This is a genomic window from Halorientalis sp. IM1011, assembly GCF_001989615.1.
Lineage (GTDB): Archaea > Halobacteriota > Halobacteria > Halobacteriales > Haloarculaceae > Halorientalis.
The window spans coordinates 1053149-1074250 of record NZ_CP019067.1; the positions used below are offsets into that span (position 1 = coordinate 1053149).

At 66.2% G+C, this 21102-nt stretch carries 20 protein-coding genes; 4 read left to right on the top strand and 16 right to left on the bottom strand.

The window, feature by feature from the left end; translation table 11 throughout:
- Positions 1-22 precede the first annotated feature (22 nt).
- Complete coding sequence (locus BV210_RS05375) at positions 23-274, top strand: hypothetical protein (RefSeq protein WP_077205642.1); 252 nt, start codon at positions 23-25, stop codon at positions 272-274.
- 32 nt (positions 275-306) lie between these two features.
- On the opposite strand, the gene BV210_RS05380 is transcribed toward BV210_RS05375, so the two are convergent.
- The 10 genes from BV210_RS05380 to mfnA form a co-directional block, all read right to left on the bottom strand.
- The gene (locus tag BV210_RS05380) at positions 307-912 is read right to left on the bottom strand and encodes a MarR family transcriptional regulator (RefSeq protein ID WP_077205643.1); all 606 of its coding nucleotides are present in this window, start codon (positions 910-912) and stop codon (positions 307-309) included.
- A gap of 109 nt (positions 913-1021) precedes the next feature.
- Positions 1022-2203, bottom strand: coding sequence for an SPFH domain-containing protein (locus BV210_RS05385; RefSeq protein WP_077205644.1), 1182 nt, complete (start codon positions 2201-2203; stop codon positions 1022-1024).
- Positions 2204-2776: 573 nt separating this feature from the next.
- Positions 2777-3364: an NfeD family protein gene (locus BV210_RS05390; protein ID WP_077205645.1), complete on the bottom strand. Its 588-nt coding sequence runs from the start codon at positions 3362-3364 to the stop codon at positions 2777-2779.
- A gap of 48 nt (positions 3365-3412) precedes the next feature.
- Positions 3413-3652, bottom strand: a complete 240-nt coding sequence (locus BV210_RS05395; RefSeq protein ID WP_077205646.1) for a hypothetical protein — start codon at positions 3650-3652, stop codon at positions 3413-3415.
- A 67-nt stretch (positions 3653-3719) separates the two neighbouring features.
- Positions 3720-5810, bottom strand: coding sequence for a methionine--tRNA ligase (gene metG, locus BV210_RS05400; RefSeq protein ID WP_077205647.1), 2091 nt, complete (start codon positions 5808-5810; stop codon positions 3720-3722).
- A 69-nt stretch (positions 5811-5879) separates the two neighbouring features.
- On the bottom strand, positions 5880-6830 hold the full coding sequence (locus BV210_RS05405; RefSeq protein WP_172824878.1) for a glycosyltransferase family 4 protein: 951 nt from the start codon (positions 6828-6830) through the stop codon (positions 5880-5882).
- A gap of 2 nt (positions 6831-6832) precedes the next feature.
- The gene (locus BV210_RS05410) at positions 6833-7966 is read right to left on the bottom strand and encodes an ATP-grasp domain-containing protein (protein WP_077205648.1); all 1134 of its coding nucleotides are present in this window, start codon (positions 7964-7966) and stop codon (positions 6833-6835) included.
- A 459-nt stretch (positions 7967-8425) separates the two neighbouring features.
- Positions 8426-9010 carry a hypothetical protein gene (locus tag BV210_RS05415; protein WP_077205649.1) on the bottom strand — a complete coding sequence of 195 codons (585 nt, stop codon included), beginning with the start codon at positions 9008-9010 and terminating at the stop codon, positions 8426-8428.
- Positions 9011-9080: 70 nt separating this feature from the next.
- Entirely contained in the window at positions 9081-9623 is a 543-nt protein-coding gene (locus BV210_RS05420) for a YqaA family protein (protein ID WP_253741651.1), read from the bottom strand.
- A gap of 99 nt (positions 9624-9722) precedes the next feature.
- Positions 9723-10775 (bottom strand): tyrosine decarboxylase MfnA, encoded by a 1053-nt coding sequence (mfnA, locus tag BV210_RS05425; protein ID WP_077205651.1) that lies wholly within the window; start codon positions 10773-10775, stop codon positions 9723-9725.
- Between the two features lie 125 nt (positions 10776-10900).
- Between mfnA and BV210_RS05430 the strand changes: the two genes are divergently transcribed.
- A complete protein-coding gene (locus BV210_RS05430; protein WP_077205652.1) occupies positions 10901-11650 on the top strand; it encodes an SDR family oxidoreductase in 750 nt (249 codons plus the stop codon).
- Positions 11651-11692: 42 nt separating this feature from the next.
- On the opposite strand, the gene ppsA is transcribed toward BV210_RS05430, so the two are convergent.
- The 4 genes from ppsA to BV210_RS19770 form a co-directional block, all read right to left on the bottom strand.
- On the bottom strand, positions 11693-13963 hold the full coding sequence (ppsA, locus tag BV210_RS05435; RefSeq protein WP_077205653.1) for a pyruvate, water dikinase: 2271 nt from the start codon (positions 13961-13963) through the stop codon (positions 11693-11695).
- Between the two features lie 118 nt (positions 13964-14081).
- Positions 14082-14981 (bottom strand): PhzF family phenazine biosynthesis protein, encoded by a 900-nt coding sequence (locus tag BV210_RS05440; protein ID WP_077205654.1) that lies wholly within the window; start codon positions 14979-14981, stop codon positions 14082-14084.
- A 289-nt stretch (positions 14982-15270) separates the two neighbouring features.
- Positions 15271-15489: a hypothetical protein gene (locus tag BV210_RS05445; RefSeq protein ID WP_077205655.1), complete on the bottom strand. Its 219-nt coding sequence runs from the start codon at positions 15487-15489 to the stop codon at positions 15271-15273.
- 107 nt (positions 15490-15596) lie between these two features.
- Positions 15597-15752: a hypothetical protein gene (locus BV210_RS19770; RefSeq protein ID WP_157525858.1), complete on the bottom strand. Its 156-nt coding sequence runs from the start codon at positions 15750-15752 to the stop codon at positions 15597-15599.
- Between the two features lie 94 nt (positions 15753-15846).
- Between BV210_RS19770 and BV210_RS05450 the strand changes: the two genes are divergently transcribed.
- Both BV210_RS05450 and BV210_RS05455 read left to right on the top strand, forming a co-directional pair.
- Entirely contained in the window at positions 15847-16197 is a 351-nt protein-coding gene (locus BV210_RS05450) for a winged helix-turn-helix domain-containing protein (protein ID WP_253741608.1), read from the top strand.
- The gene (locus BV210_RS05455) at positions 16194-16535 is read left to right on the top strand and encodes a hypothetical protein (protein WP_077205657.1); all 342 of its coding nucleotides are present in this window, start codon (positions 16194-16196) and stop codon (positions 16533-16535) included. The genes BV210_RS05450 and BV210_RS05455 overlap by 4 nt, the downstream gene beginning before the upstream one ends.
- Here the strand turns inward: BV210_RS05455 and BV210_RS05460 are convergent.
- Positions 16532-17503 carry a ScpA family protein gene (locus BV210_RS05460; protein ID WP_077205658.1) on the bottom strand — a complete coding sequence of 324 codons (972 nt, stop codon included), beginning with the start codon at positions 17501-17503 and terminating at the stop codon, positions 16532-16534. The two genes, BV210_RS05455 and BV210_RS05460, sit on opposite strands and share 4 nt — an antisense overlap.
- Positions 17496-21086: a chromosome segregation protein SMC gene (smc, locus tag BV210_RS05465; RefSeq protein WP_077205659.1), complete on the bottom strand. Its 3591-nt coding sequence runs from the start codon at positions 21084-21086 to the stop codon at positions 17496-17498. The genes BV210_RS05460 and smc overlap by 8 nt, the downstream gene beginning before the upstream one ends.
- Positions 21087-21102 lie beyond the last annotated feature (16 nt).

The window sequence follows — 21102 nt, forward strand, 5'->3', positions numbered from 1 at the left end:
GGACCTTACCGTAGACGTTGGTATGAGCGCGACCGCGACTGCGACCGCCCAGGCCGGAACCAGTCTCTCCGAGAAACAGTCCCGCATCCTCGAGTACCTCCGAGAGAACGCGGACACCCAGACCTACTTCAAATCACGGCTCATCGGCGACGCACTGGACCTCTCGGCCAAGGAGGTCGGCACCAACATGCCCGCCATCGAGAAGGGCGATTTCGACATCGAGGTCGAGAAGTGGGGGTACTCCTCCTCGACGACCTGGAAAGTCACGGCCTAGAAGACGCCCGCGTTCGTCCGAATCTCCGCTTTTTACGCGTCGTAGGTGAGTAGCGTGTCGGCCTCGGCCGCGAGCGCCGCGGCCTCGGGGCCGAACGAGTCGGCGTACCGCACGAGCAAGAGCGCGATCGTCTCCGGACGCTCGACGGCGTACCCCTCGGTGCGAGAGAGCAGGCCCGCTGCGTCGAGTTCGCTCGCGTATTTGCTGACCGTCGGCGTCGACACGTCAAGCTCATCGGCCAGGTCGCCGGCGGTCAGCTCCGGGTCGCGCAACAGGGCGACGAGCATCCCACGCGGCGTCTCCCGGCGCAGGTAACCCAGGGCTACCTGCTCGAATTCCGAGAAGCGATCGGCCGGGAAGTACCGGCGATAGTCGCCGTCCTTGCGGCTCTCGATGGCGCCCTCCCGGACGAGTCGACGGAGGTGGTGCTGGGTCTCGCCGGTCCCCAGTTGCAGGTCGTCGCGAAGTTTCGAGAAGTGTGCACCGGGCGTCGCAGCGACGTAGCCTGCGATGGCGTCGGGTGCGTCGCTATCGCTTGTCTCCTCGGACTGAAATCGAGCCAGGGGGCTGGCCGCGCCGATAGCCGCGAACCGGCGTAGCGTCGACCGCTTGGACTCGTCCACCCCCTCCTCAGGCATAGCTGATCGTTGGTAAGACGAAGATAAAACGGCTTCGACTAGCCATCTTGGCCGATTCGCTCACGGACGGCTGCGCCGTCCGTGCGCCTCGATTGCGGCGATGGTCCGGTTACTTGCTGTCGGACTCGCCGTCGGTGTCGCTGTCGTCCATGCTCGTTCCGCCGCCACCGCCGGTCTCGAAGTCGTCGTCCATCTCGTCGATGACCTCGTCGGGGTCCTTGATGTCGGCGGGGTTGTCGCCCTGTTTGACGGCCTTGGCCTGTTCCTCCATCGCTTCGACGTCGACCTCGGCCTCCTGGTCGATCTGGCCGAGTATCTCCTCGATGTTGTCGAGACCGAGCATCTCGCGAGTCTCGCTGTCGAACTCAAGGCTGTCGAGGGTGCCCTCGCCGTTGGTCTGGACGTCGCTGCCGGAGAGGTGCTTGCCGTAGCGGCCGACCATCGACGTCAGTTCCTGGGGCAGGACGAAGGTCGTCGACTCGCCCTGACCGATGTTCTCCAGCGTCTCCATGCCTTTCTCGATGACGGCGCGTTCGCCCATCGACTCGGCGGATTTCGCGCGCAGCACGGTCGAAATCGCGTCACCCTGGGCTTCGAGGATCTGGCTCTGCTTTTCACCCTGTGCGCGGATGATGTTGGACTGCTTGTCACCTTCGGCCTTCTCGACGGCGGAGCGGCGTTCACCCTGCGCTTCGAGGATCATCGCACGGCGGCGACGCTCGGCGGAGGTCTGCTGTTCCATGGCCTGCTGGACGTCCTGGGAGGGGTTGACCTCGCGGACCTCGACGGACTCGACGCGGATCCCCCACTCGTCGGTGGGTTCGTCGAGTTCCTTGCGGATCTTGGCGTTGATCTCCTGGCGCTTGTTCAGCGTGTCGTCGAGTTCCATGTCGCCCAGCACGGCGCGGAGGGTGGTCTGGGCGAGGTTGGAGACGGCGCGTTTGTAGTCGTCGACTTCGAGGTAGGCCTTCTTCGCGTCCATCACCTTGATGTAGACGACGGCGTCGGCGGTCACCGGCGAGTTGTCGCGGGTGATCGCTTCCTGCCGGGGCACGTCCAGCGTCTGGGTCCGCATGTCGAACGTGTGGGTGCGCGAGACGAACGGCGGGACGAAGCTGATCCCGGGTTCGAGCAGTTTGCGGTACTCGCCGAAGACCGTCAGCGCGCGCTTTTCCGTCGCGTCGACGATCTCGACCATCTGGTAGACCGTGACCACGGCGAGCACCAGCACCAGGATCAGGACGATGCTGACGGTGCCACTGCCGAGTTGCAGTACTGTCGCGGGGAGCATTACTTCGACCTTCGGACGAACAACAGAAAAGGGTTCGGTCGGGCCGGATTCGGCGGTCCCGTCCGGCAACTACGCGGGACGGGGCGTCTCCGGACGGGGCCAAAAGGGTTCGGTACGGTCGAAGAGTGGTTCCGTGATGGTTGGGTTGGGGGAGCGAAACCGGACATCGGCGGGCCGACGTGGGGGCCCGTCCGTTCCGTGGACACGGAACCACTGACACCAGTGGTGACCAGCCACGCAGTCGCTGACAGCGCACGTGCCGTGATCTACCCTGGCGACCACCTCCCGACGCCGGCGGTGCCGGCGAGCACTCTCGCCGCACGGGAACTGACCGAACGTGCGGCGTGCCTCCGTTTCCTGTACGCCCGTTTTCGGTTGGACATTACATCTACACGTATGTCCGGGGTGGCTAATAAAGATTGGGTATAAGGAAGGTAATATCGGATATTAGTGTTTGGTCGTGTGCAGGATTCCGACGAGGATAGGACAATCGTAAAATTATCTGCTCGATTCGCTCGGGTATCGACGGAACGGTGAGACGGTGCGGGGGAGAAACTGGGCGTCCGTCCGCGGTCAGGCCGTGTCCGGGTCCGCGTCGGGTTCGGCCGTCTCGGTGTCGTGTTTGCGGGCTTCCTCGGCGAGTTCCCGGTCGATGTCGTCGGAGATGTCATCGATGGCCTCGACGGTGACGACGTTGCCCCCGCCGGGGTCGATGACGATCACTTCGGTGCCCTCTGCGATCACGCCGTCGACACAGCGGGCCCGGTAGTGGGGATTGAAGCCGCCCTCGTCGAGTTTCACTTCGCCACCGGTCTCGGTGACGCGCTCGGTGACGCGGCCGGTCTTGCCCCGCAGGTCGTCGGAGGAACTGGTCTGGCCCGATCCCTTCCCGCCGTAGAAGTCGAACTGGCGGTAGCCGTAGAGGGTGATTCCGCCGACGACCAGCACCAGCGCCGCGAGTACCAGCGGCGCGAAGATGCCGATACTCGTGGGCAAGAGGAGGCCGGCGATGCCGGCGACCAGGAGGGCGACGCCGAGGACGATGAAGTGGGCTCCGGGGGCCAGCGCCTCGGCGATGACCAGCCCCGCCCCCGCGACCACGAGGAGCAGTGCGAGGTCCGACCCCAGCACCGAGGCCTGTGCGAACAACCAGGATACCATACCCGCGAGTAGGGCCGCCCCGGGGTTAAGCTTCGGGGGTCGGCGGGGTCAGATCACGCCCAGCACGACCAGAAAGAGCAGGACGGTACACAGTGCTCCGAGCAGGACGAACGCCGTGTTCTCCAGCGACGGCGACCCCGGTTCCAGCGGCTCCTCCAGCACCATCGACCCGGCGACGTTCCCCTCCTCGCCCTCGCCATCGTCGGCGTCACCCTCGGGGTCGTCCTCGCCGGGGAGGTCCTCGAGTTCGAACTTCCAGCCACCGTCCTCGTCGTCCGCCTCGGACATGCTCGTCACTACTGGCCTCACGACCAAAAGGACACGGTCCGCGTACCGGTCGAAAAAGGCGACTGCCCTACTGGACCTTCGACCCCAGCGGCGCGTCGCCGTGGGTCGTCAGCAGGTCCGCCTCGTCGCCGGCCGCGAGGATCATTCCGTTGGACTCGACGCCGAACAGTTCCGCTTTCTCCATGTTCGCCAGCAGGACACACCGCTCGCCGGGGAGTTCGTCGAGGTCGTGGAGTTGCTTGATGCCGGCGACCACCTGTCTGGTCTCGAACCCGATGTCGACCTCCAGGCGCGCGAGGTCGTCCGCGCCCTCGATGGGCTCGGCCACCTCGATCCGCCCGACGCGCATGTCGAGATCGCCGAAGTCCTCGAAGCCGATCCGCTCGTCGGCCAGCGGTTCGAGGTCGGCGTCGGCGGCTTCGTCGTCATCGTCGCCGTCCTCGGTGGCTTCCTCGACGCGTTCCTGCAGTTTCTCGTTCAGTTCCTCGATGCGCTCGTCTTCGATCTTAACGAACAGTTCGTCGGGTTCGCCGAACTCGGCGGGCGGGTCGTCGAGAGCCGCGTCCAGACTCGTCTCGTGGACCGACCCGTCCTCGCCGAGCTGGTCCCAGAGGTCGGCGGCCTTGCCGGGCATGACCGGCTGCATCAGCACGGCACAGGCCTTCGCCAGCTGGACGCAGTCCCGGATGACCTGGGCGGCTTCCTCGGGGTCCTCGTCGGTGAGCTTCCAGGGCTCGTTGCGCTGGATGTACTCGTTGCCGAAGTCGGCCAACTGGACGGCGGCCGCGCCCACGTCCCGGATCCGGTAGTCGTTGAGCGCGGCCTCGAACTCGTCGATGGCGGTCTCGATCCGCTCGCGCACGTCGTCGCTGACATCGGTCTCGGGCGTGCCGTCGAAGTTGCGGTGGGCGAAGAGGAGAGATCGGTACGCGAAGTTGCCGAGGTTCCCCACGAGCTCGCCGTTGACCCGCTCGGCGAAGCGGTCCCAGGAGAAGTCCACGTCGGTCTCCATCCCGCTCCCGTCGATCATGTAGTAGCGGAACAGGTCGGGGTGGAACCCTTCCTCCAGATACTCGTCGGCCCAGACGGCGCGATTCCGTGAGGTCGAGAGGGCCTTCCCGTCGATGCCGACGAAGCCGGTCGCCAGGATCGCGCGGGGTTCGTTGTAGCCCGCCCCGCGCAGCATGGCCGGCCAGAAGACGGCGTGGTGCTGGATGATGTCCCGGCCGATCACGTGGACGATCTCACCGTTGTCCGCGCCGGTCAACTCGGACTCGTCCTCGACTGTCCAGACGTCTTCCCAGTCGTATTCGTCTTTCCCCACGCGTTCGGTGTACTGCTTGGTCGAGGAGACGTACTCGATGGGTGCGTCGACCCAGACGTAGAGGACCAGATCTTCGGCTTCCCCATCTTCGCCCGGATAATCGATCCCCCAGTCCATATCGCGGGTGATACAGAGGTCCTGCAACTCGCCCTCGATCCACTCGCGGGGCTGATTCTTCGCGTTGTCGGTGCCCTCGACGCGGTCGATGAAGTCCTGCAGGTAGTCCTGGAAGTCCGAGAGGCGCAGGAACTTGTGCTCGCGCTCGCGGTACTCGGCGGGGTTGCCGGTGAGCGTGGAGACGGGGTCCTCGACCTCGCCGGGTTCGAGGTGGCGCTGACAGCCTTCGTCGCACTCGTCGCCGCGGGCGTGCTCGCCGCAGTAGGGACAGGTCCCCTCGACGAGGCGGTCGGGAAGCCACTGGTCGGCGTCGGGGTCGTAGGCGACCTGGATCTCCTTCTCGACGACGTGATCGCCGTCGATCCACGAGCGGACGAACTCCCGGGTCGTCTCGACGTTCGTCTCGTCGTGGGTGTGGCCGTAGTTGTCGAACTCGACGTTGAACTGCGGGAAGGTCTCGGCGTACTCCTCGTGGTACTCCATCGCGAACTCCTCGGGGGAGACGCCTTCCTCGGCGGCGTTGACGGCGATGGGCGTCCCGTGCATGTCCGAACCGCAGACGAAGGCGGTCTGCTGGCCGGTGCGTCGGAGCGCGCGGGCGACCGTGTCGCCGGTGACGTAGCCCCGGAGGTGGCCGACGTGCAGGTCGCCGTTGGCGTAGGGCAACCCGACCGTCACCACCGCGGGATTGTCGGTGGGAAACTCCTCGTGACTCATGTGTCTACGGTCCCGACAAACGGCCTAAAACCCGCCGGTTCGCGGGCGCCCGTCGCTGGCCCATCCCGTTCAGGACTGTCCGTCGAGGACGCGTTCGTACACGCCGTGGAGTCGTTCGGCCGTCGCGTCGAGGCCGAGGTCGCGAACGGCCTCGCGCCCGTTCGAGTTTGCCCCGGCTTCCAGTGCGGCGACGAGGCCCTCGACCAGTTCCTCGTCGGTCCCGCCCACCGCCGAGAGGCGGACGCCGTCGAGGCGTTCCGGGACGTCCCCCACCGGGGTCGAGACCACGGGGCAGTTACAGGCCAGCGCCTCCTTGACGGTGTTGGGCGACCCCTCCCGCTTCGAGGTCACGAGGAGGGCGTCGGCGGCGTTCATGTAGGTCGGCATCTCGCTGTGGGGAACGCCCGACGGGATTCGCAGGTCGACCTCGCCGTCGACCCGGTCGCGGGTGGCCGCCACGATCCGTTCGGCGCGGGGGTAGTTCTTCACGTCACGCGAGGGCGGGTACGGGAAGAGGACGATCGTCGGGTCGTGTGCCCAGCCCAGTCGATCGCGGGCGCGTTGCTGCGGTTCGGGCTGGAAGAGTGACAGATCCACGCCGTGGGGCACGACGTGGCAGTCCCGGTCCAGTTCGGCCGCCATCCGGTCGGACATGACGACGACCTCGTCGACGCGGGCGGCGAAGGGGCGGACGAACCAGCCGGCCGATCCCATGAGATCCGACCCCCACAGCGAGAGCACGGTCGGCAGGTTCGGCTGGGCGACCGCCGCCGGGGCCGTCAGCCCGTAGTTCGCGTGGAGGAGGTCGTACTGCCCGAACGAGCGCTGGAGAACGCCGGGGAGAAAACGGAGGTAGTCCGTCACCGACCGGGTTCGGTCGCCGTCCCCGTGGACGGAGTTGGCCTCGTTGTGCCCCGGAACGGCGAGCACGTCGGCCTCGACGCCGCGGTCCCGCAACCGATCGACCTGGGTCCGGAAGAACTGCGAGTCGTGGTTCGTGACGATGTTCAACACGCGCATGGTCAGGTTCGAAGCTGTCGCCAGAGCCCGCCGAACCCGTAAGCCACCGCCGGCAACGGGTCGTCGACCGAGAGGATGTCCCGCCTGTACCTACGCGCAAGCGTCCGGCAGAACGTCGCCGCGGCGGCCAGCCGATTCTCGCGCGCCAGCACCTGATAGGCGTCGCCGAACACCCAGTGGGCCCTGACGCCGCGTTCGTAGTCCAGCGCCGGCTCCGGGGACTCCCCGCTGGCCATCCGATACAACATCACGGGCACGTTCACACCTGCGGCGATGGTCAGCCGGAGACTGCCCCACAGTCGCGGGTTGATCTCGATGAGGTGGGGCTCGCCCGTCTCGGCGTCGATCCGATACTCGGCCATGGCGACCCCTTCCCAGTCCAGCGCGGACAGCAGTCGATCCGTCTGCGCGACGAGGGCGGGGTCGTCCACCGTCTCCCGGAGCGTGCTCGGGCCGCCGTCGGGGTGGTTCGACCGGAGCCGCTGCTGGACCGTCACCCCCTGAAGTTCGCCGTCCGTGTCGTAGATCGTGTAGACGCCCCGCTCGCCCCCGTTCGGGACGAACGACTGAACGACGACCGGTCCGTGTGCGGCACGCGTCCGCTCGACGGCCGTTTCGAGTTCCTCGCGGGACTCACAGAGACTGACACCGTTGCGGCTCCGCCCCGTCTGGGGCTTGACGATCACCGGAAATTCGAGCGCCTCTACCGCACCGTCGATACCGACCTCGTCCGGGCGGACCGTTCGCGGACAGGTGATGCCCGCTTCGGACGCGGCCTGCATCGTCCGGAACTTGTCGTTGCAGACGCGAAACCGATCCGACCGGGGGAACGGGACGGTCGCGTACTCCTCGAAGACCTCGCGGTGTTCGACGACCGGGGCGACGGTCTCGCCGCTGATCGGCAACAACAGCTCGTAGTCCCGATCCGCGAGTTCGGTCGTGAGCGTCGTGACGAACCTCGCGGCGTCCTCGCGTGGATCGGGATACCGCACGAACCGGTCGGTGTAGCAGGAGACTCGTGCCGGTGAGATGGACGACGAACTCCCCGCGGTCACGGAGACGTCCGCCCGTGCGAGTTCGCGGATCGCGACCAGCCCGTGACGCGTTTCGCCGCTCAACACCAGTGCTCTCCCCATGGCTATATAGCCATCCGAGATTCGCGAAAAGTAATTCCGTACTTATCGGGTCCGCCTGCACGGAGCGATGTCCCACCGCTCGGTAACGCCGGCTTTCGAGTTTTTCCGTGTTCACCGATACCGCCGGAAGCACGCTTGTGACCGGACGCAACGACGATTCCGGAACCCCACTCGGTCAGCGGGAGTCGCCGGACGAGTGTCCGGACCCCGTCGCTCCGACGGGGAGCGGTTGTTGCCCGTTGGTTCTCCGGTTGTCGATGATACGTACGGTCGCCGGCCGATCGTGAATACGTACGGTCGCTTCGCAGACGGGAACCTGTCGCTCGATAGCACGTAATCCAGCCCTATCCGCCGATGGCGACGGAGTCCGAGAACGGGTCCGCAGCGATACGCCTCCCGGTCGATGACTGCTTCCGCCGGCCGAGGACTCGGTATGGCGACGTTCGGGACCTCGCCGACTCAGGTTCGGACCGTCCACCCCGTATCGTCCTCTCGGCGGAGAACGGCGTCGAATAGCGTCGCGACGGTCGCCACGGTTTGCTCGTCCTGTGTCGCGGGGTCGAGGTGGGCGTGGACGGTGGCGTCGACCGCCAGACACCGGCTGGTGATCGTGTGCAGAAAGCGGAACACGCGGTCGCGATCGGCGTCCCGGAGGAGTTCGGTCAGCGAGTTCAGACAGACCGTGATCGGCTCGCCGTCGCCGTCCCAGCGGTCCAGATACCGCGAGACGGCGATGCTCGCCCCCGTGAGGTCGCTGGTCGGCACGTGGGTCGTGTGGACGCCGTCTGGCGGCTCCCCGTCGGTGCGTGCCTCCGGACAGACGATGGCCATCGACGCCGGCAACGAATCGTGGGCCACCTGCCAGTGGTCGACGATCTGCGTCGGTCGGCGCGTGTACGACAGCGACAGCACGTGCTGGTCGTCGGGGCTGTCGCTCGATAGCAGATCCACACAGAGGTCGTCGGCCGCCACGTCGGTCGTCGACGCCAGTACGAGCGCTCGCGGATGATTCTGGACCGACTGGGCTGTGAGCTCCGGTTCCATTCCCCGTTCTGCTAACAAATGTTCGCCAGTCCGTCGAATAGCTTTCGGTCGTTTCAGCGCGAACCAAATGTTAGATGATCGCGAACGCGGCCACGCCAAAGGAGATGGTCACGAGCAGTCGGCCCACGCTCCCGGCGAACGTCGCCAGCGCGAACTTGCCGTAATCCTCTTCGAGAACGGTAAAGGCGTAGATCGAGATGGTATCGGGGAAGCCGGGGACACAGAGCGCGAGACCCAGTCCGACGTACCCCCACTTCTGGGCGATCTGGACGGTCTTGCTCTCGGACCACTCCACCACGTCGAACCGCGACCGGCGCAGGAACCGGATCACCGGACCGGACTCCTTGGCCTCCTGGCCGATGTGGAAGGCGAAGACGCTCCCGGCCGCTTTCCCGAGGCCGCTGACGAGGACGATGAGTCCCAGTTCGGCCCAGTACGGAAGTCCGAGGTTGAGCGGCGTCGCGAGGACGACCTCGCTGGGGAGCGGGAGGACGAACGCGATCAGAAACGAGTAGGTGGCGATGATTCCCAGTCCCGCGGGACCGGTGGCTGTCCGGACCGCTCCCTCGACGACCTCGAACTGGAGGAACCACTCCAGGACCGCAAGCGTCACAGCGGGCACTACGCGGCGATTTTTCTGCCGCCGCTGTAAGCTTTCATATTTGTGCTCCCGAGACCTCGGAAATCCGTCGTGTCGGGTCAGTAACCCCTCTCAGAACCAGTCGAGTTCGGCCACGAACGACCGCAACATCGAGCGGGTGACGTGGGGCATACAGACCACGCGCATCTCGCCCGCACCGGTCTTGGTGACCCGCCAGCCCCGCTGTCGCAGGTCCTCCGTGACGGGCATCGACATGTCGGCGGCGACGATCGGCAGTTCCGGGTCGACCACGTCGTGGCCCCGGGCGGCCAGTCGGTCGGCCAGCCACTCCGCGTTCTCCATCGACTCGTGGTACTGCTCGCGGTAGCCGACGGGCCACAGCGCATCCATCGCGGCGACGGCGCTGGCCACGCCCGCCCCGCTCCGGGTGCCGGTCAGCGTCGCCTGCGATTTCGACTCCAGATACGGCGTCTCGACGGCGAGTTCGTCGAGCAGTGACTTCGAGTGGGTGACCAGTCCACCGGAGGGGATCGCGGCCTGCCCCATCTTGTGCGGGTCGATAGTCATCGTGTCGATGTCCGCGTGCCCGAAGTGCCACCGGTGGTCGGTGAAGGGGAGGACGAACCCGCCCCAGGCGGCGTCGACGTGACAGAGCGCGTCGACCTCGTTCGCGAGGTCCGCGATGGCTGGGATGGGGTCGACCCGGCCGTACTCGGTGGAGCCGGCGACGCCGGCCACGAGCACGGTGTCCTCGTCGATCACCTGTGCCATCGCGTCGGGGTCGGCCCGGTGGTCGTCGTCGGTCGGCGTCGTCCGCAACTCGACGTTGAGGATGTCGGCGGCCTTGTTGAACGAGAAGTGGGCGCTCTCGGGCGCGACCATGTTCGGGCGGTCGGTCTCGGCCCGGTTGCGGGCGATCCGAACCGCCTGGATGTTGGCTTCGGTCCCGCCGGAGGTGACGTACCCCGCGGGGTTCGGGAGGCCGGTGATCGTCCCGAGTGTGTCGACGGCCTCCGTCTCCAGTTCCGAGACCGTCTCGTAGGTGCCCGGATCGCCCGGGTTCGTCGCGAGGAACTCCTCGGCGGCCTCGCGAGCCGCTGGATGTGGCTTGGTGCACATCGAGGAGAGCACGCGGCTGAAGTCCTGCGGTTCGACCCGCTGCATATCCTGCACAAGTGACGGCACCGGCTTAGGGGTTCCGCTCCGTTCACCACCTGCCACCCCAGTCCGTACGCTGTTTACCCTGCCGGCAGGAACGATTAACACTCGTCACTCCGTATCCGACGGCGATGGTACGAGACTCACTCGACGGTGACACGGCGGTGATCACCGGCGCGAGCGCGGGCATCGGCCGCGCCACCGCACACGCGCTCGCCCGCGAGGGCGCGAACGTCGTCCTCGCGGCCCGACGGGAGGACCGGCTCGACGAGGTCGCGACCACCGTCCGCGAGGAGTACGGCACCGCGGCACAGGTCGTGCCGACCGACGTGACCGACGAGGACGCCGTGGCGGCGCTGATCGAGGCGACCGTCGAGGAGTTCGGGGGGCTCGATCTGCTCGTGAACAACGCCGGGCTCGCGCGGGGCTCCGAAGTCGAGGAGATGTCGACCGACCAGTACCGGACGATGATGGCCGTCAACTGCGACGGCATGTTCTTCGCGACGAAGGCCGCGCTGCCGCACCTCCGGGAGGGAAGCGGGACCATCGTCTACCTCGGGAGTTTCGCGGGCAAGTTCCCCCGGCCGTTCAACCCGGTCTACGCCGCGACGAAGTTCTGGACCCGCGGGTTCGCAAAGAGCGTCTCCGCGCAGGTCGGCGGCGACGACGTGGCCGTCACGGTGATCAACCCCTCCGAGGTGCGGACCGAGTTCGGCTCCGAGTACGGCGAGTCCTTCGCCGAGCGCTTCGACGAGGGCGAGGTGAGCGAACCCGAGGAGATCGCCGCGGCGATCGTCTTCGCCGCCGAGCGCTCGCCCTCGATGGCCAGCGAGATCGACCTCTACCGGCGGGACAAGTTCGAACTGTTCGGGACGATGTAGTCACCGGCCGAATTCGGCGGGCGAAAAAGACGACGGCTGGCTCTAGCGCACCGAGTCGAGCAGGAGTTTCTGCTCGACGCGTTTGACCTCGTGCTGGACGTCGCGGACGGCGTCGATGTTGGCCGAGATGGAGGTCGCACCCTCGTTGACGAGGTGCTGAACCATCCGGGGCTTCGAGCCGGCCTGGCCACAGATCGAGGTGTTCACGTCGTGTTCACGGCAGGTCTCGATGGTCTGGCTGATGAGATCGAGGACGGCGGGGTGGAGTTCGTCGAACCGGTCGGCGACGTTCCCGTTGTTGCGGTCGACCGCCAGCGTGTACTGGGTGAGGTCGTTCGTGCCGAACGAGGCGAAGTCGATGCCCGCGTCGGCCATCTCCTCGACGCCCAGCGCGGCGGCGGGCGTCTCGATCATCACGCCCCAGGAGCGTTTCTCGGGGTCGATCCCGACCTCCTCCAGCAGGGCTTTGGCCTGCAGCACGTCCTCGGCGTCGTTGACCAGCGGGAACATGATCTCGACGTTGTCGTAGCCCATCTCGAACAGCTGTTTGAACGCCTCGAGTTCGTGTTTGAACACGTCGGGGCGGTCGAGGCTGCGGCGGATGCCCCGGTAGCCGAGCATCGGATTGTGTTCCTCCGGCTCGTCGGAGCCGCCTTCGAGCTGGCGGAACTCGTCGGTCGGGGCGTCGAGCGTCCGGACCCGGACGGGTCGCGGGTAGAACTCGTCTGCGACCCCGCGGACGCCGTCGACGATCTCCTGGATGTAGGCGTCCTCGCCGTGGTCCTCGATGTAGCGCTCGGGCGTCTTGTTCGTCGAGAGGATCATGTGCTCGATCCGGAGTAGGCCGACGCCGTCCGCACCGGTCGCGGCCGCGCGCTCGGCTGCCTCCGGGATCGAGACGTTGACCTTGACCTCCGTCGCCGTCATGGGCTTGACGGGGGCCTGCGGGCGGACCTCCTCGACGGGTTCGGTCTCCTCTTCGGCCTGCCGGCCCTCGCGGATGGTCCCCTTGTCACCGTCCAGGGTGACCAGCTGATCGTCTTCGAGCGCGTCGGTCGCCCCACCGGTCCCGACGACGGCGGGCGCGCCGAGTTCGCGCGCGACGATGGCGGCGTGGGAGGTCATCCCGCCCTCGCTGGTGACGATGCCGGCGGCCCGTTTCATCGCCGGCACCATGTCCGGCGTCGTCATCTCGGTGACGATGATGTCGCCCTCGCCGACCTTGTCGAGCTGATCGAGCTTGTCGACGATGCGCACAGCGCCCGAGGCGATGCCCGGGCTCGCACCGAGGCCCGAGAGAAGGACGTCCTCCTCTTCCTGCGCGGCCGCCGCGCCGGAGCCGTCGGCGGTCGCGGCCGACTCCCCGTCCTCCGAGATGGTCGTGATGGGACGGGACTGGAGCATGTACACGTCGCCCTCGAAGATGGCCCACTCCACGTCCTGTGGGGTGTCGTAGTGGTCCTCGACGCGTTCGCCGAGTTCCACGAGCCGGTCGAGTTCGGCCTCGTCGAGGACGCGCTCGTTGCGTTGCTCCTCGGGGACGGGCCGCTCGTTGGTCTCGCCGGTCTCGGGATCCTTGGCGTACATCGTCTTCTTGTCGGCGACCTCGACGTCGGTCACCGCGCCGTCCGCCCGGTCGATCACGTAGTTGTCCGGCGTGACCGACCCGGAGACGACGCCCTCGCCCAGACCCCAGGCGGCCTCGATGATGACTTTCTTCTCGCCGGTCGAGGGGTGGGACGTGAACATCACGCCCGACTTCTCGGCGGCGACCATCTGCTGGACGACGACCGCGATGTCGACCTTGTCGTGGGCGAAGCCCTGCTCCTGGCGATAGTAGGTCGCCCGCTGGGTAAAGAGGGAGGCCCAGCAGCGCTTGACCCGATCCAGGAGGTCCTCACCGGTGACGTTCAGGAACGTCTCCTGCTGGCCGGCGAAGGAGGCGTCGGGCAGGTCCTCGGCCGTCGCCGACGACCGGACCGCGACGAACGCCTCGTCCTCGCCGATCTCCTCGTAGGAGGCCAGGATCTCCTCGCGGAGGTCCTCGGGCATCTCCGTCTCCAGGATGAGTTCCTCTGCGCGGGCCTCGGCTTCGGCCAGCGCCTTCGAGTCCTCGGCGTCCACGTCGACCGCCTCGAACAGTTCCTCGTCGATACCTGTCTCCTCGATGAATCGTCGGTAGGTTCCCGCTGTCACGACGAACCCCGGGGGAACCGGCAGGCCTGCGGCCGTGAGCTCCCCTAGCGAGGCCGCCTTCCCGCCGACCGACTCGAGGTCGTCTGCCCCGATTTCGTCCAGCCAGAGTACAGCCATGTCCTCACCTGGGAAGTACAGAACACCGATAAAGAAGGTTCCGAACCGAGCGTCCCGTGCAAGGCTTGCCGACCAGAACACCCTACAGCGGCCGCAGCGACGCCCGGAGCACCCGAATTCAGGCCTCGATGATATCGTCGTCCTCGGTCTCGGGCACCACCAGATCACCGTCCATCGCGGTCACTGCCCACCCGCCGACCTCGACCTCCGCGCCGACCCGGACGTACACCGTCCCCGGCCGGTCGACGAAATGCCCCTGTTCGAAGGCCATCTCCTCGGGCAGGTCGTCGAAGGCGTCGAACTCCCGCAGGTAGGCCCCGACCGCACCGCTGGCGGTCCCGGTCACCGGGTCCTCGGGCACACCGGCCTTCGGCGCGAACATTCGCCCATGGAGCGTCGACTCCTCCTCCAGCGTGTCGAAGGTGAACGCGTAGACGCCGGCGGTGTCCACCTCCCGACTCAACTCGGCGATCGCCGCCATGTCCGGGTCGAGGTTACTGAGGTGTTCGAGGAAGTTCACCGGGATCACGAGGAAGGGCAGGCCCGTCGTGGCGCGCGCGAGCGGCAGGTCCGCGCCCACGTCCTCCAGTGCCGCCACGTCGACGCCGATGGCGTCGGCCACCCGGTCGTAGTCCAGATCGACCCGCCGGATCTCGGGCTGATTCTGGGTCATCCAGACGCCGCCGTCCTCGGTGACTTCGATGTCGAGCACGCCGGCCTGCGTTTCCAGGGTGTGCTCGCCGGCGTCGATCTCGTCGCGCTCGTAGAGGTAGGCGTGGCTGGCGATGGTCGCGTGGCCGCACATGTCGACCTCGGTCTCGGGCGTGAAGTAGCGGACCGCCCGGTCTGCTTCCTCGGAGGATCGAAGGAAGACGGTCTCGCTCGCGCCGAGTTCCGACGCGATGGCCCCCATCTGTTCCTCGTCGAGGCCGTCGCCGTCGGGTACGACGCCCGCGGGGTTGCCCGCGAGCGGCTCGTCGGTGAACGCGTCGACCAGAAGCGCCTGTCGCGTGTCCATGTCTCCGCGTTCGCCCACCTGCCGCATAAGTGTCGGGTCCACCACCCGTTCCAGCCGGTCAGCCCGCGGTTCGGCACGACCGCGGTTCGGCACGACCGCGGTTCGGCTACGCGCGCCCGTCGTCCCGGACGTACTGGAGCGCCTCGATGAACCGCTCGGTGTCGACTCGCCCCTCGGCCTCGCTCAGGCGCTCCTGAAATTTCGATGGCGTCATGTGTACTGTTACCATACGCCACAATCTATCATAGCTCTTTCGGTGGGTGGCATCGCGCCGAAAAACGGGATGGTCTCACTCCGTCCGCGGAGTGCGCCGTTCCGATGCGGTCGGGTCGTGGCCGTACCACAGCGCCACTGCACCGATTGCAGCCAGGAGTGCGAGCGCTCCGGTCAGTGCCAGCGACACCGGCCACGAGGCGATGGCGTACATATCGACGACGTACAACAGACTCAGGATGACGAAGCCCGCGGCCGAGAACCAGCCCAGCGGGCCGAACGAGTGGTCTGCCATTGCATCGTCGACTTCCACGGCCAGACGCTTAACCACCCGTTCTTGGCGGCCTGAGATGACGAGACCGACGAATAACGCTCGGTGAACGTTCGGCGTGGCGACCCGTTCTACGCCTCCGAGTCGGTCTCGTTCTCGTCCAGTTTCTCTTTTATCTCCCGGAGACTGTTGATGCCGTACAGCCCGAGGATCAGCCACGCGACCGAGAACACCACGCCGAGGACGGCGAAGGTCAGTCCGATCGTCGTTTCGTTGATCGCGACCATGGTCGTATCGAGGGGTCCCGTGGATATAAGACGGAAGCCTCGGTTTCAGCGACTGAAGCCGTGCGACGCGGTTGATGATCGGTCCCCGAGGTGTGTGACTGTGGATGCAGACAGCGATGTCGACGCCATCGCGACGCTTTTGGCCGACGACTGCGCGCGGACGATCCTCGAAGCGACCGCCGCGGACGCCCTGTCGGCCGAGGAACTCAGCGACCGCTGTGGCGTCTCCGAGCCGACCATCTACAGGCGACTGGCGGATCTCCGGGCACACGATCTGGTCACCGAGCAGACCCGGGCCGACGAGGACGGTCACCACTACAAGGTTTACACCGCCAGCCTCGACCGCGTCGTCGTCGAGCTCTCGGCCGACGGACTCACCATCCGCCTCTCCCGACGGGACCGCATGGCCGACCGCTTCACCCAGTTCGTGGAGGACCTCAGATGACTGACCCACTGCTCCAGTTCACCGTTCGAGAGATCGGCACCGTGTCGGCGGCACTCACCTTCGCCATCGCCATCCTCGGCTTTCTGGTCGGCTACGTCGCCTTCCGGGGCTACCGCCGCAACGAGAGCCTCCCGATGCTGTTCGTCGCGACCGGGTTCCTGCTGACGTTCTGGGCCCCGGGCCTCCTGCTCGGCGTCACCGTCGCCCTCGACCAGCTCGCCACCTTCGCGCCCGGCATGCGGACGACGGTCGAGGTGGCCCTGTCGCTCGCGGGCGACGTGAGCACGCTCGTCGGACTGCTCTGTCTCCTCTATGGCCTCTGGATGCCGCGCGATTAGTCCGCGATGGCCTCTTCGGATCCCTGGGCCGCGTTGGGGTCCTGAATCCAGAGGTCCCCGAACAGGTCGTCCTGCTGGAGGTAGACCTGCCCGCGATGGGAGAGAAAGAGCAGTCCGAGGAAGGTCTCGACCCGGCTCCCGCCCGCGTCCTCGATCTCTGCGTAGAGGACCTCCTCACGGCCGGCCTCCCACTGTTCGAGGCAGGCCCCGTACACGTCGTCGATGATCGTGTCGATGTCCTCGCCGTGGGCGGTCCCGGTCACGTCCGCGGCCGTCGGCTCGTCGTCCATCCGGAACTCGTCGCCGCTCCGGTAGTCCAGTTCCTGTGTCCCCCGCTGGTACGTGCCGGGACTGTCGCTGGTGTCGTACTCTCTGGACTCTTTCCACCAGGTGTCCCGTTCGGCCTCCCGCAGATCGCGGACGAGTTCGTCCAGCGTCTGGGGCATCCCGCGGGCCCGCTTCCGTTCGAGCCGGCGGTCCATCTCCTGTTCCAGCGACGCGAACGGGTCGGCCTCGGGGTCGATCGGCGTGTCTTCGCCCATCGCCGCCGCCTCCCAGGGTTCGGGTTCGGGCTCCTCGTCCTCGTCGTCGTTGAGCATCGCGTCACTCTTCATCCGCAGGAGGACGCTCGCGTAGAACAGCGCCCGCCCCGACGTGCGGAGGTCCGCCTCGTCCAGCCGGTCGAGGAACTTGTCCGTCACCGTCACGATGTCGATGTCCCACGGCTCGATCTCGCCGTCTTTGGCCAGCTGGACCAGCACCTCGACGGGCTGGACGTCGTCCTCGTCCTCCTCGCCCGGTGGTTTCGGTCGGTCGACGGCGGCATCGCCGGCCTCGGTTTCGGCCTCTTCGCCGCCGTCGTCGGCCGTCCCGTCGTCGCCGCCGAGCATCGACGACGCTCCATCGGGCTTGTCTCGGTCTTCGTGTCCGGCGATATTGAGGGGGATGTCGTCGTCCTCGTTAGTCATCGGCCGGCACCTCCTCGTCACCGTCGCCACCGACTTCGCTCAGGTCGATCCCGGTCACGGCGGAGACGTTGTCGTCCTGCATGGTGACGCCGATGGCTCGCTCCGAACGCTCCAGCAGGGCCGAGCGGTGTGAGACTACGACGAACTGTGCCTCACCCGCGAGTTCGTCGACCATCTCGCCGACCATCTCGGCGTTGGCCGCGTCGAGGAAGGCGTCGACCTCGTCCAGCGCGTAGAACGGCGCGGGGTTGTACCGCTGGATCGCGAAGATGAAGGCAAGCGCCGTCAGGGACTTCTCCCCGCCGGACATCGCCGCCAGCCGCTGGATCGGCTTGTCCTTGGGCTGGGCCTTCATCGTCAGCCCGTCATCGAAGGGGTCCTCCTCGTTTTCGAGGTGGAGCGTCCCAGTCCCGTTCGAGAGCCGCTCGAAGATGTCCTCGAACTGCTCGTTGATGCCTTCGTAGGCATCCATGAACGTCGCCTTCTTCTTGGCCTCGTAGGTGTCGATCCGGTCGCGAATGCCGTCCGCTTCCTCGACGAGGGTCGCCTTCTTCTCCTCGAGGTCCTCTAGGTCCGCCTTCACCTCGTCGTACTCCTCGATGGCGAGCATGTTGACGGGTTCGAGTTTCTCCATCTCCGTCTCGAGGCGGTCGATCTCGCGTTCGACCTCGTCGTGGTCGGGCACGTCCTCGGGGTCGTAGTCGCCGACCTGCCCTTCGAGTTCGTCGACCTCCCAGTCCAGGCGCTCTTCCTCGTCCCGCAGGTCCCCGAGGTCGTCCTCGACGCTCGTGACCTTCGACTGCTGTTCGTCGCGGATCTCCTTTGCCGCCTTGAGTTCGTCTTTGAGGTCCTCGCGTTCGTCTTTGAGGTCCGCGAGCTCTTCCTCCAGCTCCGCAACCGCTTCCTCTTTCTCTTCGAGCAGATCCTCCTGCTCGTCGATCTGGGCTTCGAGCTCCTCGATCCGCTCTTCCTGGTCAGCCTTGCGGTTCTGGGCCGCCTCGATGTCGTCGTGGAGTTCCTCGATGGCCTCCTCGGCGTACTGCTTTTCGAGCTGGAGTTCGTTCAGGTTGGCGTCGAGATCGTCGCGTCGATCCTCGAGGTCGGCGATCTCCTCGCGCACCTCGTCGGCCTGACTCGTCAGCTCCGGGATCTCCGAGTCCTCGATCTCGCTCTCCAGATCGGCGATCTCCTCCTCGATGGCCTCGATCTCGGCCGTCTGCTCCTCGATCTCGCCCTCGAGTTCGTCCATCCGGTCTGAGACTTCCTCTCGATCTTTCTCGATCTGGTCGAGTTCGGCCTCCAGCCGCTCGATCTTCTGCTGGATCTCCTCGCGTTCGGTCTCGAGGGCCTCGATCTCGCTTTCGATCTCCCGGACCTGGTCTGCGGCGTCGGATTTGCGGTCGCGGGCGTCGTCCAGCCGGTTCTCCACGTCCCGCAGGTCCGACCGGATCGACTGCCGTTCGTCCTCGAGGTCGTTGATCCGCGCGGCGACCCGTTCGAGCTGGCCCTGCCCGCCCGAGAAGGAGTAGCGTGTCCCCTTCGAGGAGCCACCGGTCATCGCACCGGACTTCTCGACGAGGTCGCCTTCGAGGGTAACCATCCGGAAATCGCCCATCAGGTCCCGGGCCGTGTCCATCTCGTCGACGATCAGCGTATCGCCCAGCACGTAGGAGAACACGCCCGCGTACTCCTGATCGAAGTCGACGAGGTTGTACGCGAAGTCGACCACGCCGTCGTGGCTCGGCAGGTTCGGCAGCGACCGCCGCTGCATCTTCGTGATCGGCAGGAAGGTCGCCCGGCCAGCGTTGCGTGACTTCAGGTACTCGATGCAGTGTTGGCCGATCCCGTCGTCGTCGACGACGACGTGGGCCAGCCGGCCGCCCGCCGCTGTCTCACACGCGGTGGCGAACTCCGGGTCGACCCCGCCCAGTTGCCCGACCGTGCCGTGGACGCCGTCGATGCCGCCGTTGAGGATCGTCGTCACCGCCCGGCCGTAGGATGAGTCGCCGTCCTGCCCCGCCTTGGCTTCCAGTTCCGCGTACTCCTGCTGTTTGGCCGAGATCTCGTCTTCGATCTCGTCCAGATCCGACTGCAACTCGCGTTTCTCCTGTTTGAGGTCCTCGACGACGCCGGAGATGGTCCCGCGGTTCTCCTCCGCTTTCTCCAGTTCGTTCTCGAGGTCGGAGATCTCGGCGTCGATCTCGGGGAGGCGTGCCTCGGCCTCCTCGATCTCCTCTTCTTTCTCGCGTTGCTGGTTCGAGCGCCGGCGTGCCTCGTCCAGCAGTCGATCCTGCTCGCGCTGGAGGTCGTTTTTCTCGCTCTTTTTCTCCTCGAGCGTCCCGCGTTTCTCGTCGAGTTCCGCCTTCACCTCCTCGAACTCGGATCCGACTTCCTCGATGCGTTCCTCCAGATCGGCGAGTTCCCCTTCTTTCTCCTGGATGTCGGCCTTGACGCCGGATTTCGCGACCTTCGTCTCGCGGATGTCGCCCTCCAATCCGTCGATCTCCTCCTGTTTCCGGTCGATCTGGACGAACGCCTGCCGGCGCTCGTTCTCGGCGTCCTCGATCTTCTCCTCGGCGCTGTCGACCGCGTCTTCGAGCCGTGAGATCTCGCCTTTGACCTCCTCGATCTCGCGTTTGATCCGGAGTTGCTCGTCCTCGCCTTTCCGCTCGATCTCGGCGTTCAGATCCTCGAGGTCCTCTTCGAGGCGGACGACCTTCCCCTGGCGCTCGTCGAGTTCGCGCTGGAGGTCCTCCAGTTCGGCTTCGAGTTCGTCAATCTCCTCGCGAACCGATTCGAGTTCCGCGCGTTTGTCCTCCAGTTCGGCGGCTTTCCGGTAGGATTCGTACTCTTCCTTCTCGTCGCGGAGGTCCTGATATTCGAGGGCGGTCTCACGTTCGTCTTCGAGCTGGTCGAGGCGATCCTGTTTCTCCTCGATTCGGAGCTGGGCCTCCTCGATGCGTTCCTCGACGACTTCCAGTTCCTCGAAGGCGTCCTCTTTCTTGGCGTCGAACTGGGCGACCCCGGCGATCTCGTCGATGATCTCCCTGCGCGCGTGCGGGGTCATGTTGATAATCTCGGTCACGTCGCCCTGCATGACGACGTTGTACCCCTCGGGCGTGACGCCGGCCTGTGCCAGCAGATCCTGAATGTCCGAGAGGTTGACCGAGCGACCGTTGATGTAGTAATAGGAGTAGTAGTTGTCCTCGGTCTCCTTGACGCGGCGTTTGATGGAAATCTCGTCGCAGTCGCCCACGTCTTCGGTACCGGCGGCGTTGACGACGGTCCCGCGCTCTAAAGTACCGTCGGCGTTGTCGAGGATGACCTCGACGCTGGCCTCGCGTTCCTCGTCGCCCTCGCGCTCGCCGTCCTGGTGGCCGGGGTTGTAAATGAGGTCCGTCAGCTTCTCCGCCCGGATGCCCGAGGTACGGGCGAGTCCGAGCGCGAACAAAATGGAGTCGATGATGTTCGATTTGCCCGAGCCGTTCGGGCCGCTAACTGTAGTGAAATCCTCGTAAAACGGGATTCGTGTCTTCCGGCCGAAACTCTTGAAATTGTCGAGGACGAGCTCTTTGATGTGCATGGGGGTGCTCGTGGCC

Bases quoted from the DNA above. Each gene is read 5' to 3' on its own strand.
- BV210_RS05375 (WP_077205642.1), top strand. From the start codon at position 23: ATGAGCGCGACCGCGACTGCGACCGCCCAGGCCGGAACCAGTCTCTCC.
- BV210_RS05460 (WP_077205658.1), bottom strand. From the start codon at position 17,503: ATGACTAACGAGGACGACGACATCCCCCTCAATATCGCCGGACACGAA.
- BV210_RS05395 (WP_077205646.1), bottom strand. From the start codon at position 3,652: ATGTCCGAGGCGGACGACGAGGACGGTGGCTGGAAGTTCGAACTCGAG.
- BV210_RS19770 (WP_157525858.1), bottom strand. From the start codon at position 15,752: ATGGTCGCGATCAACGAAACGACGATCGGACTGACCTTCGCCGTCCTC.
- mfnA (WP_077205651.1), bottom strand. From the start codon at position 10,775: ATGCAGCGGGTCGAACCGCAGGACTTCAGCCGCGTGCTCTCCTCGATG.
- ppsA (WP_077205653.1), bottom strand. From the start codon at position 13,963: ATGGCTGTACTCTGGCTGGACGAAATCGGGGCAGACGACCTCGAGTCG.
- smc (WP_077205659.1), bottom strand. From the start codon at position 21,086: ATGCACATCAAAGAGCTCGTCCTCGACAATTTCAAGAGTTTCGGCCGG.
- BV210_RS05410 (WP_077205648.1), bottom strand. From the start codon at position 7,966: ATGGGGAGAGCACTGGTGTTGAGCGGCGAAACGCGTCACGGGCTGGTC.
- BV210_RS05385 (WP_077205644.1), bottom strand. From the start codon at position 2,203: ATGCTCCCCGCGACAGTACTGCAACTCGGCAGTGGCACCGTCAGCATC.
- BV210_RS05440 (WP_077205654.1), bottom strand. From the start codon at position 14,981: ATGGACACGCGACAGGCGCTTCTGGTCGACGCGTTCACCGACGAGCCG.
- BV210_RS05445 (WP_077205655.1), bottom strand. From the start codon at position 15,489: ATGGCAGACCACTCGTTCGGCCCGCTGGGCTGGTTCTCGGCCGCGGGC.
- BV210_RS05405 (WP_172824878.1), bottom strand. From the start codon at position 6,830: ATGCGCGTGTTGAACATCGTCACGAACCACGACTCGCAGTTCTTCCGG.
- BV210_RS05430 (WP_077205652.1), top strand. From the start codon at position 10,901: ATGGTACGAGACTCACTCGACGGTGACACGGCGGTGATCACCGGCGCG.
- BV210_RS05415 (WP_077205649.1), bottom strand. From the start codon at position 9,010: ATGGAACCGGAGCTCACAGCCCAGTCGGTCCAGAATCATCCGCGAGCG.
- BV210_RS05390 (WP_077205645.1), bottom strand. From the start codon at position 3,364: ATGGTATCCTGGTTGTTCGCACAGGCCTCGGTGCTGGGGTCGGACCTC.
- BV210_RS05380 (WP_077205643.1), bottom strand. From the start codon at position 912: ATGCCTGAGGAGGGGGTGGACGAGTCCAAGCGGTCGACGCTACGCCGG.
- BV210_RS05455 (WP_077205657.1), top strand. From the start codon at position 16,194: ATGACTGACCCACTGCTCCAGTTCACCGTTCGAGAGATCGGCACCGTG.
- metG (WP_077205647.1), bottom strand. From the start codon at position 5,810: ATGAGTCACGAGGAGTTTCCCACCGACAATCCCGCGGTGGTGACGGTC.